12 protein-coding genes, 1 tRNA gene and 1 rRNA gene are annotated in these 15,485 nt (G+C 29.8%); 8 read left to right on the top strand and 6 right to left on the bottom strand.

Annotated features, from left to right (window positions below; genetic code table 11):
• Positions 1 to 29: 29 nt before the first annotated feature.
• Together dnaN and dnaA are read right to left on the bottom strand one after the other, a co-directional pair.
• On the bottom strand, positions 30 to 1,187 hold the full coding sequence (dnaN, locus tag BBIDN127_RS02160) for a DNA polymerase III subunit beta (protein ID WP_014023670.1): 1,158 nt from the start codon (positions 1,185 to 1,187) through the stop codon (positions 30 to 32).
• Positions 1,188 to 1,426: 239 nt separating this feature from the next.
• Entirely contained in the window at positions 1,427 to 2,881 is a 1,455-nt protein-coding gene (dnaA, locus tag BBIDN127_RS02155; RefSeq protein ID WP_014023669.1) for a chromosomal replication initiator protein DnaA, read from the bottom strand.
• Positions 2,882 to 3,069: 188 nt separating this feature from the next.
• On the opposite strand from dnaA, the gene gyrB reads away from it, so the two are divergent.
• The 3 genes from gyrB to BBIDN127_RS02140 all read left to right on the top strand — a co-directional run bounded on the left by gyrB (position 3,070) and on the right by BBIDN127_RS02140 (position 8,317).
• Positions 3,070 to 4,974, top strand: coding sequence for a DNA topoisomerase (ATP-hydrolyzing) subunit B (gene gyrB / locus BBIDN127_RS02150; RefSeq protein ID WP_014023668.1), 1,905 nt, complete (start codon positions 3,070 to 3,072; stop codon positions 4,972 to 4,974).
• 11 nt (positions 4,975 to 4,985) lie between these two features.
• Positions 4,986 to 7,418: a DNA topoisomerase (ATP-hydrolyzing) subunit A gene (gene gyrA / locus BBIDN127_RS02145; RefSeq protein WP_014023667.1), complete on the top strand. Its 2,433-nt coding sequence runs from the start codon at positions 4,986 to 4,988 to the stop codon at positions 7,416 to 7,418.
• A 116-nt stretch (positions 7,419 to 7,534) separates the two neighbouring features.
• Complete coding sequence (locus BBIDN127_RS02140) at positions 7,535 to 8,317, top strand: ParB/RepB/Spo0J family partition protein (protein ID WP_044054957.1); 783 nt, start codon at positions 7,535 to 7,537, stop codon at positions 8,315 to 8,317.
• Positions 8,318 to 8,580: 263 nt separating this feature from the next.
• Here BBIDN127_RS02140 and BBIDN127_RS02135 read toward each other — a convergent pair whose 3' ends face one another.
• From BBIDN127_RS02135 to BBIDN127_RS02125, 3 genes are all read right to left on the bottom strand, one after another.
• Positions 8,581 to 9,294, bottom strand: a complete 714-nt coding sequence (locus tag BBIDN127_RS02135; RefSeq protein ID WP_014023665.1) for a hypothetical protein — start codon at positions 9,292 to 9,294, stop codon at positions 8,581 to 8,583.
• Positions 9,295 to 9,296: 2 nt separating this feature from the next.
• A complete protein-coding gene (locus BBIDN127_RS02130) occupies positions 9,297 to 10,049 on the bottom strand; it encodes a ParA family protein (protein ID WP_014023664.1) in 753 nt (250 codons plus the stop codon).
• 109 nt (positions 10,050 to 10,158) lie between these two features.
• Positions 10,159 to 10,764, bottom strand: coding sequence for a YigZ family protein (locus tag BBIDN127_RS02125; RefSeq protein WP_014023663.1), 606 nt, complete (start codon positions 10,762 to 10,764; stop codon positions 10,159 to 10,161).
• A gap of 113 nt (positions 10,765 to 10,877) precedes the next feature.
• On the opposite strand from BBIDN127_RS02125, the gene BBIDN127_RS02120 reads away from it, so the two are divergent.
• A complete protein-coding gene (locus tag BBIDN127_RS02120; RefSeq protein ID WP_014023662.1) occupies positions 10,878 to 11,267 on the top strand; it encodes a DUF1893 domain-containing protein in 390 nt (129 codons plus the stop codon).
• A 29-nt stretch (positions 11,268 to 11,296) separates the two neighbouring features.
• Here the strand turns inward: BBIDN127_RS02120 and BBIDN127_RS02115 are convergent, their stop codons facing one another.
• Entirely contained in the window at positions 11,297 to 11,614 is a 318-nt protein-coding gene (locus BBIDN127_RS02115; protein WP_014023661.1) for a hypothetical protein, read from the bottom strand.
• Between the two features lie 206 nt (positions 11,615 to 11,820).
• Between BBIDN127_RS02115 and rsmI the strand changes: the two genes are divergently transcribed.
• From rsmI to BBIDN127_RS02095, 4 genes are all read left to right on the top strand, one after another.
• Positions 11,821 to 12,495: a 16S rRNA (cytidine(1402)-2'-O)-methyltransferase gene (rsmI, locus tag BBIDN127_RS02110; protein ID WP_014023660.1), complete on the top strand. Its 675-nt coding sequence runs from the start codon at positions 11,821 to 11,823 to the stop codon at positions 12,493 to 12,495.
• Positions 12,496 to 12,589: 94 nt separating this feature from the next.
• A complete protein-coding gene (locus BBIDN127_RS02105) occupies positions 12,590 to 13,138 on the top strand; it encodes a 2'-deoxyribosyltransferase (protein ID WP_014023659.1) in 549 nt (182 codons plus the stop codon).
• Between the two features lie 210 nt (positions 13,139 to 13,348).
• Positions 13,349 to 14,884: ribosomal RNA gene (locus BBIDN127_RS02100) — 16S ribosomal RNA — on the top strand.
• Between the two features lie 165 nt (positions 14,885 to 15,049).
• Positions 15,050 to 15,123, top strand: a tRNA-Ala gene (locus BBIDN127_RS02095).
• Positions 15,124 to 15,485: the final 362 nt, after the last annotated feature.

Below are 15,485 nucleotides of genomic sequence, written 5' to 3'. Positions count from 1 at the left end.
AATATTCAAAATGACATTAATAATTAACTTTAACCTAAAGACATCGGCATTATCAAGTGCGTAAAATTGAAATTTTCAGGTTCACTCAATTTTAATACATTGCCCGAATTAAATTGTATTTCTACCTTTGAAGTTTCAAAAACATTAATAGCTTCAACAAAATATGAAATATTAATAGCCATAACCTCATCTGCTCCGTCATACAGATAGTTGGGGTCTTTAATAAAAAATTCACCTTTTCTTCCAGTAATCAAATCTTCTCCAAGAAGTTTTAATTGAAGCTCAGAAAAAGTTAAAACCAACTTTCTTGATTTATCAACATACAAATTGACTCTTGCAAGTCTATCTTTTAAAATGCTTAGCGAAACCAAAGATTTATTCTTTTGTTCCTTAGGTATAATGCTCTTATAATCCGGATAATTCCCGTTAATCAAGCTACAAGCTATTTTATAATTATCGAATTCAACATAAAATTTTTTATCCGAAGACTTTATTTTAACCATACCTTCTCCTGACATAAGATGTTTCAAAAAATTAAATATTTTTACAGGAACTATAAAGTTCACATCTTCATAAATCATGACTTCTGTTTTACAGATAGACATTCTGTGTCCATTTGTAGAAACCAGTAGTAAATTAGAATCTTCATTTTTTGTAAAATACACACCATTTAATACATTCTTGGATTCATCAAGATGTGCTGAAAAAGCTATTCTATTTATTACTTTTTTAAAAGATTTTTGTTTTATTTCAATTTCAAAAGTGTAATCTTCATTAACCATATCATAATTGTAGTTTTCAATTTCTTCGTATGAAAAAGTGGGCTCTTTTAAATGATCCTCGTATTCTTCTTTCCCATCTTTTAACTCTTCCATAATTTCTAATTTACTATTATTTTCATTAAAAACTATTTTGATTTTCTTATAAAAACTAAATGCTTTTACTGCGTCATAAAAATTTGAAGCATTAATTAATACCTTAAAATCTGTTTCTGAAACAATTGAAATTGTGCTTTCAAAAAAAATATTTCTGTCTGTTGATTTAATTATGAGATTAGACTTTTTTACCTCTATTAACAATGCACTCCAAATATCGTTCATGTTCCTGTTCAATATTATTCCTTTTGCTTTTTCTATTTCGTTTATAATTTGATTTGTTTCGCAAATAAAAAATGTGTTATTTAGCATAATTCCTCCTTGTATATTTTATTACATTTTATCCTTGTAAGATTTCACAGATTTTTTATTTTTAGTTTTTATGAATATATAGTAGTAATAGTAGTAAGTCTCTGTTTGATTGTCTAATTGTATATAATGCTAAGTAAAATAAGGAAATACCTTGTTAAATTATAGGTTATTTTTTGTTGTATTTTTGATAAATTATTTGTTTCAATTGTTTAAAAGAATTCTTAATTTGTCAATTAGGTTTAATTTTTTTTTATTTTGTTCATAAGCTCTGTGATTAAATTGTTAATTTCTTTGTCATTATTTCTGTCTCTATCTATTTTATTTATTGAATAAAGCACTGTTGAATGGGTTTTCCCTCCAATAATTTTTCCAATTTCAATTGTTGATAGCCCTGTAAAATTCCTCAAGAGGTATGCATAAATATGTCTAGCTTTTGTTATCTCTGGTTTTTTGCTATGCCCTTCAATATCCTTGTGTGTAATTTTTAACTCTCTTAAGAGTATTTTTTTTATATTTTCAATATTAATTTTATTGCTTGATTCATTGGTTGTTTCTTTTTCGTAAATTATTATTTCTTTGATTATTTTTTCAACAATGTCAATGTCAATTTCTATATTGTCTAAATCTATATATGCTTTTAGTTTTGTTACGGCAGCTTCGAGGTCTCTTACATTTGTTGTAACTTTTTGAGCAACTAGATTTAGTATATTTTTAGGGACCTTTATGCCATCTTCTTCTGCTTTTTTTTCGACAATAGCTACTCTGAGTTCGAAATTGGGCTTTGATATATCAACATTTAATCCTCTTGTGAATCTACTTTTTAGTCGATCTGTAAAATTTGTAAGTTCGGAAGGAGGTCTGTCACATGTAAATACTAATTGTTTGTTATCTTCATAAAGTGCATTAAATGTGTGAAAAAGCTCTTCTTGTATTCCTTCTTTTTTTTGTAAGTCGTGGATATCGTCTATAAGCAGCATGTCTAAGTATCGGTACTTTTTTTTAAATTTTTTTGTTTCGTGTGTCTTTATGCTTTCTACAAATTCATTTAAAAAATTTTCAGCTGTAACATATAATATCTTAAGGTTATGATGCAATTCTTCTGTTTTGTTTCCTATGCTTTGAAGCAAATGTGTTTTCCCAAGCCCAACTCCACCATAAATTAAACATGGATTATATTTTTTCCCAGGATTTTTTGAAATTGCTAAGCTAGCATTGTATGCAAGTTTATTATTTGGCCCTATGATAAAATTTTCAAATGTATATCTTTTTTTAAGAAAGGGGTTTTTAAAATTTGTGGGCTCTTCTTCTTTAATGTACATTTTTATACGATCTTGAATGCTTTGAATTGGTTCTTTAAGGATTGTTTTTTCTTTAAGTTTGTCGAACTTTGGAAAAGTTTCGCTAAAAGCCATTTTTTTGATTTCTTGTTTGTCAGAATGGGTTTTGGGTTGTTGATTTGTAAATTCAATGACTACGGTATTGTAGCCATTTTTTGTGAGGATTTCTTTAATTTTTTTTGTAAATCTTTTTTCTATTTGATTTTTATGAAATAAATTTGGAGTAGATATTTTTATATTGTCACCTATTGATTCTAAAAAGCACAAATTTTCGAACCAAACATAAAACTCTTCTTCTGATAGTTCTTTTTTTATTTCTGTTAAAATTAAACTCCATATATTTTTTGATTTTTCCATTTTTTTGTCCTTATTGGTTTTAGCACTATACTTTCAACATTATATAGTATAAAGTTAGATTAAGATTCTATCTAAATTGTTTGTGAATTTTTAAAAGTTTTTGGTACTTTCTAATGTAATAGATATTATTTTTTTTTTAATGTAGAATTTATCTGTGTCTAGATTTTTATTGAATGAATGGAAGGTTTATGAATTATGTTGCTAGTAACATTCAGGTCTTAAAAGGACTTGAGGCTGTTAGGAAAAGGCCTGGCATGTATATAGGCTCTATTTCTGTTAATGGGTTGCACCATTTGGTTTATGAAGTAGTTGACAATAGTATTGATGAGGCTTTAGCTGGGTTTTGTGATAGAATAGATGTCATTATTAATTTAGATAATACTATAACTGTAATTGATAATGGGAGAGGTATTCCTACCGATATTCATGAAGAGGAGGGTATTAGCGCCCTTGAACTTGTTTTAACAAAGCTACATTCTGGTGGTAAATTTAATAAAGGCACTTATAAAGTTTCTGGAGGACTCCATGGTGTTGGAATTTCGGTTGTAAATGCTCTATCTTCGTTTTTAGAGGTTTATGTTAATAGGGATGGAAAAATTTTTAGACAAACTTTTTCAAAAGGTATTCCAACTTCTAAAGTAGAAGTTGTGGGGGAATCTTCTATTACGGGTACAAAGGTTACTTTTTTAGCGGATTCTGAAATTTTTGAAACTTTAGATTATAATTTCGATATTCTTGAAAAAAGGCTTAAAGAGCTTGCTTTTTTAAACGATAAAATATACATTTCAATAGAAGATAAAAGAATTGGTAAAGAAAGATCTTCAAAATTTTATTTTGAAGGTGGGATAAAATCTTTTGTAGATTATTTAACTAATGGCAGTAAAGCTTTTCAATCAGAACCTTATTATATTGATGGTTTTATTAATGATGTTATTGTTAATGTGGGGCTTAAATGGACTGAAAGCTATTCTGACAACATTCTTTCTTTTGTTAATAACATTAATACAAGAGAAGGGGGAACCCATGTTATGGGATTTAGAAGTGGACTTACTAAGGCTATGAATGAAGCTTTTAAAAATTCAAAAATAAGTAAAAAAGATATTCCAAATCTTACAGGAGATGATTTTAAAGAGGGGCTTACAGCTGTTATTTCTGTTAAAGTTCCAGAACCTCAATTTGAAGGTCAAACAAAGAGTAAGCTTGGTAATTCGGAGATAAGAAAAATAGTTGAAGTTGTTGTATATGAACATTTATTGGAAATTATTAATTTAAATTCTTTAGAGATAGACACTATTCTTGAAAAAGCAATAAAAGCTGCTCGTGCTCGTGAAGCTGCAAGAAAAGCAAGAGAATCAGAAAGAAAAAAAAATGCATTTGAAAGCTTGGCATTGCCTGGAAAATTGGCTGATTGTGCTTCTAAAAATCCTTTGGAAAGAGAAATCTATATTGTAGAAGGTGATTCTGCTGGAGGAAGTGCTAAAATGGGTAGAAATAGATTTTTTCAGGCCATTTTGCCACTGTGGGGGAAAATGCTTAATGTTGAAAAAACGAGAGAAGACAAGGTAATTACCAATGATAAGCTTATTCCCATAATTGCATCTCTTGGTGCAGGAGTTGGTAAAACTTTTGATATTACAAAACTTCGTTATCACAAGATCATTATTATGGCAGATGCTGATGTTGATGGATCTCATATTAGAACTTTGCTTTTAGCTTTTTTCTTTAGATATATGAGAGATTTAATTGAAAATGGTTATATATATATAGCCATGCCTCCTCTTTATAAAATAAAGTATGACAATCGTATTTATTATTTTTATGAAGAAAAAGAAAAAGAAAAATTTTTAGATTCTATTGAAACTAAAAATCGCAATAGTATTTCTCTTCAGAGATATAAAGGGCTTGGAGAGATGAATCCAACGCAGCTTTGGGAAACGACTATGGATCCTGCTAGAAGAAAAATGAGATTGATGAATATAGATGATGCTATTGAAGCTGAAAAAATTTTTGTTACTCTTATGGGAGATTTAGTTGAACCTAGAAAAGAATTTATTGAACAGAATGCACTTAATGTAATTAATCTTGATGTGTAATTGGAGCGTTAATGGCAGTTGGAGAAAATAAAGAACAAATATTAAATGTTAAGATAGAAGATGAAATAAAGACGTCTTATTTAAATTATGCAATGTCAGTTATTGTTTCCAGAGCTCTTCCGGATGTAAGAGATGGTCTTAAGCCAGTTCACAGGAGAATACTTTATTCTATGTATGAGATGGGACTTCGTTCTGATAAAGCTTTTAAAAAAGCTGGTAGAATAGTGGGGGATGTTCTTGGGAAATATCATCCTCATGGAGATCAATCAATCTATGATGCTCTTGTAAGACTTGCTCAAGATTTTTCACTTAGATATCCGGTAATACGGGGGCAGGGCAATTTTGGATCTATTGATGGAGATCCTCCTGCTGCTATGCGATATACTGAAGCCAAAATGGAAAAAATAACGGAATATATTGTTAAGGATATAGACAAAGAGACTGTTAATTTTAAGTCTAATTATGACGATTCTTTAAGTGAGCCTGAAATTATGCCCTCATCATTTCCATTTCTTTTGGTTAATGGCTCTAGTGGAATTGCTGTTGGAATGGCTACTAATATGGCGCCTCATAACTTAAGGGAAATTTGTGATGCTATTGTTTATATGTTGGATAATGAGAATGCTTCTATATTTGATTTGCTTAAGATAGTTAAAGGTCCTGATTTTCCAACTTTTGGAGAGATTGTTTATAATGATAATTTAATTAAAGCATACAAAACTGGCAAGGGAAGTGTTGTTATTAGAGCAAGATATCATATTGAAGAAAGAACAGAAGATAGAAATGCTATAATTGTTACAGAAATACCTTATACGGTAAATAAATCTGCACTTCTTATGAAAGTTGCATTTTTGGCAAAAGAAGAAAAACTGGAAGGACTTTTAGATATAAGAGATGAATCTGATCGAGAAGGCATTAGAATAGTTCTTGAAGTTAAAAGAGGATTTGATCCCCATGTTATTATGAACTTGCTTTATGAATATACTGAATTTAAAAAGCATTTTAGTATAAATAATTTAGCTCTTGTTAATGGTATTCCCAAACAGTTGAATTTAGAAGAATTATTATTTGAATTTATTGCGCATAGAAAAAATATTATCGAAAGACGTATTGAATTTGATTTGAGAAAGGCAAAAGAGAAAGCGCATGTTCTTGAGGGATTAAATATTGCTTTAAATAGTATAGATGAGGTTATTAAGATTGTTAAATCGTCTAAATTAGCAAAAGATGCAAAAGAGAGGCTTGTTTCAAATTTTGGTCTTTCAGAGATTCAGGCCAATTCAGTTCTTGATATGAAGTTGCAAAAACTTACAGCCCTTGAGATTTTTAAACTTGAAGAGGAGCTTAATGTGCTGTTAAGCTTAATAAAAGATTATGAAGATATTCTCTTGAATCCAGTAAGGATTATTAATATTATAAGAGAAGAAACTATTAATTTAGGTTTGAAATTTGGCGATGAACGTCGAACTAAAATAATTTATGATGAGGAGGTTTTAAAAACTAGTATGTCGGATTTAGTGCAAAAAGAAAATATTGTTGTTATGCTTACAAAGAAGGGTTTCCTTAAAAGACTTTCACAAAATGAGTATAAATTGCAAGGTACGGGAGGAAAAGGTCTCAGTTCGTTTGATTTAAATGATGGAGATGAGATTGTTATTGCTTTGTGTGTTAATACTCATGATCATTTATTTATGATTTCAAATGAAGGAAAGCTTTATTTAATCAATGCTTATGAAATAAAAGATTCTTCAAGAGCTTCAAAAGGTCAAAATATTAGTGAGCTTATTAATTTGGGAGATCAAGAAGAAATATTAACTATTAAGAATAGTAAGGATTTTACTGATGATGCTTATTTGTTGCTTGCAACTGCAAGTGGAAAGATAGCCAGATTCGAATCTACAGATTTTAAAGCAGTAAAGTCACGAGGTGTTATTGTTATTAAACTTAATGATAAAGATTTTGTTACAAGTGCAGAGATTGTTTTTAAGGATGAAAAAATAATTTGTCTTTCTAAGAAGGGTAGTGCGTTTATATTTAATTCAAGAGATGTTAGGCTTACCAATAGGGGTACCCAAGGTGTTTGTGGAATGAAATTAAAAGAGGGTGATTTTTTTGTTAAAGTTTTGGCGGTTAGAGAAAATCCTTATCTTTTGATTATTTCTGAAAATGGGTATGGAAAAAGATTAAGCATGTCTAAAATATCTGAGCTTAAAAGAGGAGCCACTGGTTATACTAGTTATAAAAAATCTGATAAAAAAGCGGGTAGTGTTGTTGATGCTATAGCAGTTTCAGAGGATGATGAAGTTTTGCTTGTAAGTAAACGTTCAAAAGCTTTAAGAACAGTAGCTGGAAAAGTATCTGAACAAGGCAAAGATGCTAGAGGAATTCAAGTATTGTCCCTTGATAATGATAGCTTGATTTCTGTTTCAAAATTTATTAAATAAAGAATTGGTTTTTCTTATTTAAGAATGTTCCACGTGGAACATTCTTTTTTTATTCTTAAATTGTAATTCAATATTATAACCTGGTAAAATTTTGTGTTGTAGGGGGTTATGACAATATGGATGGAGTTTTTAAAATGATAGATATTCATCTTTTAGATATTGATAATGATCAGCCAAGAAAATCTGTTAGTCTTGTTGAATTAGAAGAACTAAGTATTTCTATAAAAGAAAATGGTATTTTGCAACCTTTAATTGTTTGTAAAGCAAATGATAGATATAAAATAATAGTAGGAGAAAGAAGGTTTAGAGCTGCTAAACTTATTCAGATGACAAATATTCCTGTTATCGAGGTTAGCATAAAAGAATCCTGTAGAGATTTTATGCCTTTGGTTGAAAATATTCAAAGAGAAAATTTTACGCCTGTTGAGGAGGCTTATGCCTATAAAAATTTAATGAATAAATATTCTTTAACTCAAAAGGAGTTGTCTGAGAAAATTGGCAAAAGTAGGACCTATATTTCAAATTTAGTGAGAATTTTAGATCTTGAACAAGAAATATTAAATGCAGTACATAGGAAAGAAATTTCTTTTGGGCATGCTAAAGTTATTTTATCCTTAAAAGATAAGCAGGATAGGTATAATCTTTATTTAATGATATTGAAAAAAAAAATTTCTGTAAGAGATGCAGAAAAATATGTTAAAAATTTATACAAATCCATAGTAAAAAAAAGAGAACTAGAACAAGATCCTTTTTTAAACAACATAAAAGAATTTTTATTTGATAAAATCCAAACAAAAATAGATATTAAAGGGAATCAAAATAAAGGTAAAATAGAGATAGAGTATTTTACTTCTGGTGATTTAAGAAGGATTGTTTCTTTTTTTGGTCATATTAGCTAAATGTTTGTATAATTTAAAGATTGTAAAATATCTTTTCTTAATTTTATGAGAGTTTTTATTTTTAGGTATTTGGCACAACACATAAATTTTTTAAGTTTGTTTTAAAATTGTTTAGTTTCTATAAAAAATATTAAGCTTTAAATGAAGGGCAAAGTTTATATTTAGTTATACATAACAAAATATAAAAGTAAAAAATAATTTAATATTTGAAAAATGAATAGTAAGAATATATTTTATATATTCTTGTTGGTACAGCTCTAAAGTTAGATAAAATTATTTTTAATATATTTTATTTTTTTCTTTATTTCTAAAATAGAATGAAAAAATAATTTTAAGTTTTCTTGCTTTAATTTTTTAAATTCTATATTTTTAAATTCTTTTATATTTTTTAATATGAAATCCAGCCCTTCTTTTATGTCGGTTTCATATTTTTCGTTTTTTTTAATTAATGATTTGTTTGTATCCCTTAAATCAAAATTTTTTTTATAAACAATTTTAAATTCTTTTAAAGAATTTATTTTGCCGTTTAGAACTTCGGCTTTTAAAATAGAGGGACAAGATTTTTTGGATATTTCATATGATAATGATAAAGGTAATTTTTCTATAGTAAGTTGCTTGTCGGAATTTTCGATAAGCAGATTGTATCTTGATATTAAAGCGTAAACCTTGTCTTTTTTGAATCCCATGCTTTTGAACCACTGATAAAAAAGTCCATTATATTGATTATTTCCTTTTAATTTGTCTTGAGCGTCTTTAAGTATCTTTCCAATTTTTGTATAAGTGTTGTTGAAAATATTGAAAATTTCATATTGCTTTTTTTTTAAAAAATCAGAAATATCTTTGTCTAGCTTATTGTAGTCAAAGCTTTTTCTTTCAATTGAAATAATTTCTTTTTTTTCAATATTTTCTGAATTGTTCGAAGATGTTTCTAATTTTTTACCCATTAGAAACATTAAAGTTTCTAAATTGTCAGACATGGTTATTCCTTAATTTTGTTTATTATCTCTTTTGAGAGTTCTAAAAAATCTTTTGCAGCATTGCTTTCTTTATCATATTCATATACAGGCATTTTTGCTTCTTGCGATTTTGAAATGCTTATATTTTTCCTTATTTTTGTATTTAAAAGTTTTTCTTTAAAAACTTTTTTTAATAAGCTTATATATTTTTCTTTACTTTTATTCCTTATGTCGTATTTATTTATAAAAACACCCGTAATTTCTAAATTTTTATTTATTTGTTTTACAGTATTTATTGTATCTATTAGTTGATTTATGCCCTCAAATGCAAAAAATTCCGTTTCAATTGGTATTAACAAATAATTGCTTGCAATAAGGGCATTTATAGTTAATATTGAAAGTGTAGGAGGGCAATCGATGATAATAAAATCATATTTATCTTTTTCATACAGCGTTAATGCATTTTTTAAAAAATTTTCTCTTGAAAGTTCATTTATTAATTCTTTTTCTAGCAAAGCTAATTTGATACTAGAAGGAATTATGTCTAATTTAAAATGATTTAAAGGCTTGACCTTTATTTTTTTATTAATTAGTTCATAACTTGAGTTTTCGGCTATATTCTCCGAGGTGTTTGTGCCGCTAGTGGAGTTTCCTTGTGAATCAATATCTATTAGAAGAATTTTTTTATCAAGCAGGGTCATTGAATAAGAAATATTAATGGCGCTTGTGGTTTTTCCTACGCCCCCTTTTTGATTGATTACAGATATTATTTTCATATAAATTTTCTCTTTTTATTTGGTTTTGTTTTTATATTTTAAAACATAAATGATAAAAATAATAATACTTTAAATTAGTTTTTAAATATTTGATTATTTGGCATGCATATTATTCTTTATGAAACTTTGAAATTTCTTGAATTAAGCCATTTTCTATAAAAAATTCTGATATTTTTTGCTTATTGTTTGTTTTGAATTTAATTGAAGTGTTTATTTTGTTTGAAAAGCTTGAATCTATTATTTCTATTTCAAGTTTATTTTTCATTTTTAATAGTGAGTTGTATTGGTTGTAAGTTAAATTTAAGTTTAAAATTTCTAATTCTTCTTTTTCTATCATAGATGTATTATTAATAACCTCTTTGGCAGACTTGTAATATGCTTTGATTAATCCCCCTCTGCCAAGCAAAGTGCCTCCAAAATATCGCAATGTGATTATTAAAGTATCAGTTAAATTATTATGTATTATGGCATCTAGTGTTGGTTTTCCAGCCGTTAAATTAGGCTCTTTGTCATCGCTCATTCCATTTAAGAACGAGTTCTTATTTCCTATTCTAAATCCATAAACCACATGCGTAGCATTTTTAAATTTTATTTTGTATTTTTTAATAGTTTTATTTATATCGTCTTTTTTTTCAATGTTAAAAATATATGAAACAAAGATGGATTTCTTTATTTCAATTTTAGAATTACTATTACTTTTTGGCACTAATATCATATAGCATAAGTATACTATCTTTTTAGATATTGCAGTATTTATTGTTTATGTATATTATTAATAGTGTTTGTTTTTATTATTGATTGTTATAAATATCCAGAAAAGAGGTAAAAATGATATCAGGCTTGAATCCAACATTAAGGTTATTCAAAGATCATAAAATACTTTATTCTAACATGGAAAGGGGATTAAAGCCCCTTTTAGAAGTAGATAATTTTATCAATAAATATATCCAGAATAAAGAAGGACTTGAAATTTATGATAAAGTTGTAGGCAAGGCAGCAGCCGTTATTATTTATAATATAGGGCTTCAAAACGTTCAAGCCGGGGTTGTTTCTCAACCCGCAAAGGATTTTTTAGAAAGCAGAGGAATAAAAGTGGCTTATAAAAAATTGGTAGAAAAAATAAATGACAGGGTAGAAAGTTTGATTGAAAGCTTGGAAAATCCCGAAGAGGTTTATAAGTATATGATTAAAAGAGGCATTATAGTCAATAATTTATAAATTATGAAAATAATTGAGCTATGTTTGAGCTAGCTACGTGATTTTGAGTATACAGTGATAATTAGGGCTATATTGTATATTAATATTATTAAATTCCCCCAATTTAGGTAAAAATTGCTTTTGTTATAGTTAAAAATCCAAATTCCAGCGTAAATACCTAAAAATCCTCCTATAGAAGATGTAAACATGATTAAATTAGGTTCTATTGTATGTTGATTAATTTTGTTTTGATTTTCTTTAGCATCAGGCTGTTCGGTAAATTTGCTGTCAATAAAAATCATGGCAAAGCCTGCAAGAGTGATACATAGAAAATAGATCATAAATATTTTTCTAATTAATGCAAACATAAATTTTCCCTTTCTTTTAACTTTTAATCATTAATACTTAATGATATAACTAAATGTAATACAAAAGCAAGTATTTTTATAGACATATAAAATTTAGCTTGTCTCTTATTCTTTTATTTAGTGAATGAAGGGTTTTAGATTTTTATCATTAAGAAAAATGCTTTTAATATATTTATTTATGTTTTTTGGAGGAATTAAAAGGAGTCGTGTTATATATTGTTGGTACGCCAATAGGCAATTTAGAAGATATTACTTATAGAGCAATTGATGTTTTAAAATCGGTAAATGTTATCTTTGCAGAAGATACGAGAGTCACTAGTAAACTTTTGTCGAGATATAAAATTAACAAAAAAATGATTTCTTGCAATGCTGTAACAGAAAACAAGAAGATAGGTTTATTATTGGATTATTTGGCAAAAGGAGATTCTATTGCTTTTGTTAGTGACGCCGGTACTCCGGGGCTTAGTGATCCTGGTAGTTTATTGGTTGCTGCTGCTTTTAGAGAAGGATATAAAGTTTGTCCGATTCCCGGAGTAAGTTCTTTTAATACAATTGTAAGTGTTAATCCTTTTAGAGATAAGTCGGTGTTTTTTGAGGGATTTTTACCTAACAAAGGTCTTAAAAGATTTAAAAGAATTGCTGAGCTATATAAAAGGGGAGATGCTTTTGTTCTGCTTGAATCTGGCCATAGAATTTTGAAATTGCTTGTTGAAATTTCTTCTGTTAGTTTAGACGCAAAGGTTCTTATTGGTCGCGAGATGACAAAAGTTTATGAAGAATATCAAATTGGCAAACCTTTAGAATTAAAAAAATATTTTGAATTGAGCAAGGATAAGGTTAAAGGAGAGTTTACTATTTTAGTCAGCAGAAGCCGTTCATAATAAATGTTTTCTACTTAGATTTCAAGAATTTATTTATTGTTGATTTTATCTGATTAATTTATTATGCTATACTTGAATTTTGATAGGGGTTTTTATGAAGATTTATTTAGCTTCTCCATTTTTTACCGAAGAGGAAATTAAACTAAGGGATGAGGTTTTGAAATTTCTTGAAGAGTTTAATTTAGATGTGTTTTCTCCAGAGCATCATGCTGTTAAAAAGATGGGATTGCTTGAGAAGGTTGATGATAACTTTGCAAATAGAGATATAAGAGAGAAGATAAGAGAAATAGATTTAAAAGAGCTAGTTAGTAGCGATATTGTTTTGGCTTTGGTGAATTATGTTGATGCGGGTACGGCCTATGAGAGAGGTTTTGCCTTTGCTAAAAAAATACCAAGTATAGATTTTTTTAAAGATAAAAAAGATTCTGATTTTTATAATTTAATGTATAGCGACTGTGCTGCTGCTTTTTCTAATTATAAAGATCTTAGGGAAGGAATTTTGACTTTTAAAGAATTGTGGATTAAGTTTAAAGGAGATAATGAAAATTTCAGAACCTTTTTTGATTATTTAAAAGCTAAATTGGGAAATAAATTAAAAAAAATTTTTACAACTTTGCCTGTTAATGAAAAATGTGGTTGTTAATGCTTTTAGCACGGTTTATTAATAAAATTTATTTTTTTATATTTTATATTAATAAAATAATGAAAAGGTATTGACAATATATTTCTTCTTTTGTTAAAGTATTAAAGGTTGAAATGATTATTGGAAGATGAGAGAAGGGAAGAGTTAAGTAAGGTTAAAAGCCAAAAGAATAAACAAAACCTGTTAATTTTTTTAAATAAAAAAATAAGAATAACGAAGAGTTTGATCCTGGCTTAGAACTAACGCTGGCAGTGCGTCTTAAGCATGCAAGTCAAACGGGATGTAGCAATACATTCAGTGGCGAACGGGTGAGTAACGCGTGGATGATCTACCTATGAGATGGGGATAACTATTAGAAATAGTAGCTAATACCGAATAAAGTCAATTAATTTGTTAATTGATGAAAGGAAGCCTTTAAAGCTTCGCTTGTAGATGAGTCTGCGTCTTATTAGCTAGTTGGTAGGGTAAATGCCTACCAAGGCGATGATAAGTAACCGGCCTGAGAGGGTGAACGGTCACACTGGAACTGAGATACGGTCCAGACTCCTACGGGAGGCAGCAGCTAAGAATCTTCCGCAATGGGCGAAAGCCTGACGGAGCGACACTGCGTGAATGAAGAAGGTCGAAAGATTGTAAAATTCTTTTATAAATGAGGAATAAGCTTTGTAGGAAATGACAAAGTGATGACGTTAATTTATGAATAAGCCCCGGCTAATTACGTGCCAGCAGCCGCGGTAATACGTAAGGGGCGAGCGTTGTTCGGGATTATTGGGCGTAAAGGGTGAGTAGGCGGATATATAAGTCTATGCATAAAATACCACAGCTCAACTGTGGACCTATGTTGGAAACTATATGTCTAGAGTCTGATAGAGGAAGTTAGAATTTCTGGTGTAAGGGTGGAATCTGTTGATATCAGAAAGAATACCGGAGGCGAAGGCGAACTTCTGGGTCAAGACTGACGCTGAGTCACGAAAGCGTAGGGAGCAAACAGGATTAGATACCCTGGTAGTCTACGCTGTAAACGATGCACACTTGGTGTTAACTAAAAGTTAGTACCGAAGCTAACGTGTTAAGTGTGCCGCCTGGGGAGTATGCTCGCAAGAGTGAAACTCAAAGGAATTGACGGGGGCCCGCACAAGCGGTGGAGCATGTGGTTTAATTCGATGATACGCGAGGAACCTTACCAGGGCTTGACATATATAGGATATAGTTAGAGATAATTATTCCCCGTTTGGGGTCTATATACAGGTGCTGCATGGTTGTCGTCAGCTCGTGCTGTGAGGTGTTGGGTTAAGTCCCGCAACGAGCGCAACCCTTGTTATCTGTTACCAGCATGTAATGGTGGGGACTCAGATAAGACTGCCGGTGATAAGTCGGAGGAAGGTGAGGATGACGTCAAATCATCATGGCCCTTATGTCCTGGGCTACACACGTGCTACAATGGCCTGTACAAAGCGAGGCGAAACAGTGATGTGAAGCAAAACGCATAAAGCAGGTCTCAGTCCGGATTGAAGTCTGAAACTCGACTTCATGAAGTTGGAATCGCTAGTAATCGTATATCAGAATGATACGGTGAATACGTTCTCGGGCCTTGTACACACCGCCCGTCACACCACCCGAGTTGAGGATACCCGAAGCTATTATTCTAACCCGTAAGGGAGGAAGGTATTTAAGGTATGTTTAGTGAGGGGGGTGAAGTCGTAACAAGGTAGCCGTACTGGAAAGTGCGGCTGGATCACCTCCTTTCTAAGAGAAAGATAAACTAAGGCTAATTCCATTAACTCTTCCCTACTCTTTTCTTTTGATAAAAGGGTTTTTAAAACCAGTGTTATTTTTTAAGTTTAATATTAATTTATGTATTAAACTTTTTATTAATGATATTAAAGTGCTCTATTAAGTTTAGATCATTTTGGGGGTTTAGCTCAGTTGGCTAGAGCATCGGCTTTGCAAGCCGAGGGTCAAGGGTTCGAGTCCCTTAACCTCCATTTGGCATGTGCCCTGGATTGTGATTAAGCATGTTTTCAAGAACTTTGTTAAAGTAATTATTTGAAGATGAAATAGAATAAGTTAGAATTTCTAGGTTAAAGTTGGAATCTTTTAATACTAAGGAGAATGCCTAGGAGCAAAAGCAAACCCCTTATAAAAACTTGCGTTGTGACGCTCAATCATAAGGATTAAATAAGATTGCATTTTTAAGCAGTTTATTTTATAAACACCCCACATTCATTACTAACTTTTAATTGGAAATTAATGTGGGGCGTTTGGCGTGATGTTTGGGGGGCAAGTCTTGTAGCTAGCCACAACTCTTGTTATCGTTACCACTATGTAATGATAGGGATTTGTATAA

Origin of the sequence: Borreliella bissettiae DN127 (assembly GCF_000222305.1) — a bacterium.
Taxonomy (GTDB): Bacteria; Spirochaetota; Spirochaetia; order Borreliales; family Borreliaceae; genus Borreliella; species Borreliella carolinensis.
Note: the sequence above shows the minus strand (reverse complement) of the source record. Positions and strands in the feature narration are given on the sequence as shown.

Bases quoted from the DNA above. Each gene is read 5' to 3' on its own strand.
- dnaN (WP_014023670.1), bottom strand. From the start codon at position 1,187: ATGCTAAATAACACATTTTTTATTTGCGAAACAAATCAAATTATAAAC.
- dnaA (WP_014023669.1), bottom strand. From the start codon at position 2,881: ATGGAAAAATCAAAAAATATATGGAGTTTAATTTTAACAGAAATAAAA.
- gyrB (WP_014023668.1), top strand. From the start codon at position 3,070: ATGAATTATGTTGCTAGTAACATTCAGGTCTTAAAAGGACTTGAGGCT.
- gyrA (WP_014023667.1), top strand. From the start codon at position 4,986: ATGGCAGTTGGAGAAAATAAAGAACAAATATTAAATGTTAAGATAGAA.
- BBIDN127_RS02140 (WP_044054957.1), top strand. From the start codon at position 7,535: ATGGATGGAGTTTTTAAAATGATAGATATTCATCTTTTAGATATTGAT.
- BBIDN127_RS02135 (WP_014023665.1), bottom strand. From the start codon at position 9,294: ATGTCTGACAATTTAGAAACTTTAATGTTTCTAATGGGTAAAAAATTA.
- BBIDN127_RS02130 (WP_014023664.1), bottom strand. From the start codon at position 10,049: ATGAAAATAATATCTGTAATCAATCAAAAAGGGGGCGTAGGAAAAACC.
- BBIDN127_RS02125 (WP_014023663.1), bottom strand. From the start codon at position 10,764: ATGATATTAGTGCCAAAAAGTAATAGTAATTCTAAAATTGAAATAAAG.
- BBIDN127_RS02120 (WP_014023662.1), top strand. From the start codon at position 10,878: ATGATATCAGGCTTGAATCCAACATTAAGGTTATTCAAAGATCATAAA.
- BBIDN127_RS02115 (WP_014023661.1), bottom strand. From the start codon at position 11,614: ATGTTTGCATTAATTAGAAAAATATTTATGATCTATTTTCTATGTATC.
- BBIDN127_RS02105 (WP_014023659.1), top strand. From the start codon at position 12,590: ATGAAGATTTATTTAGCTTCTCCATTTTTTACCGAAGAGGAAATTAAA.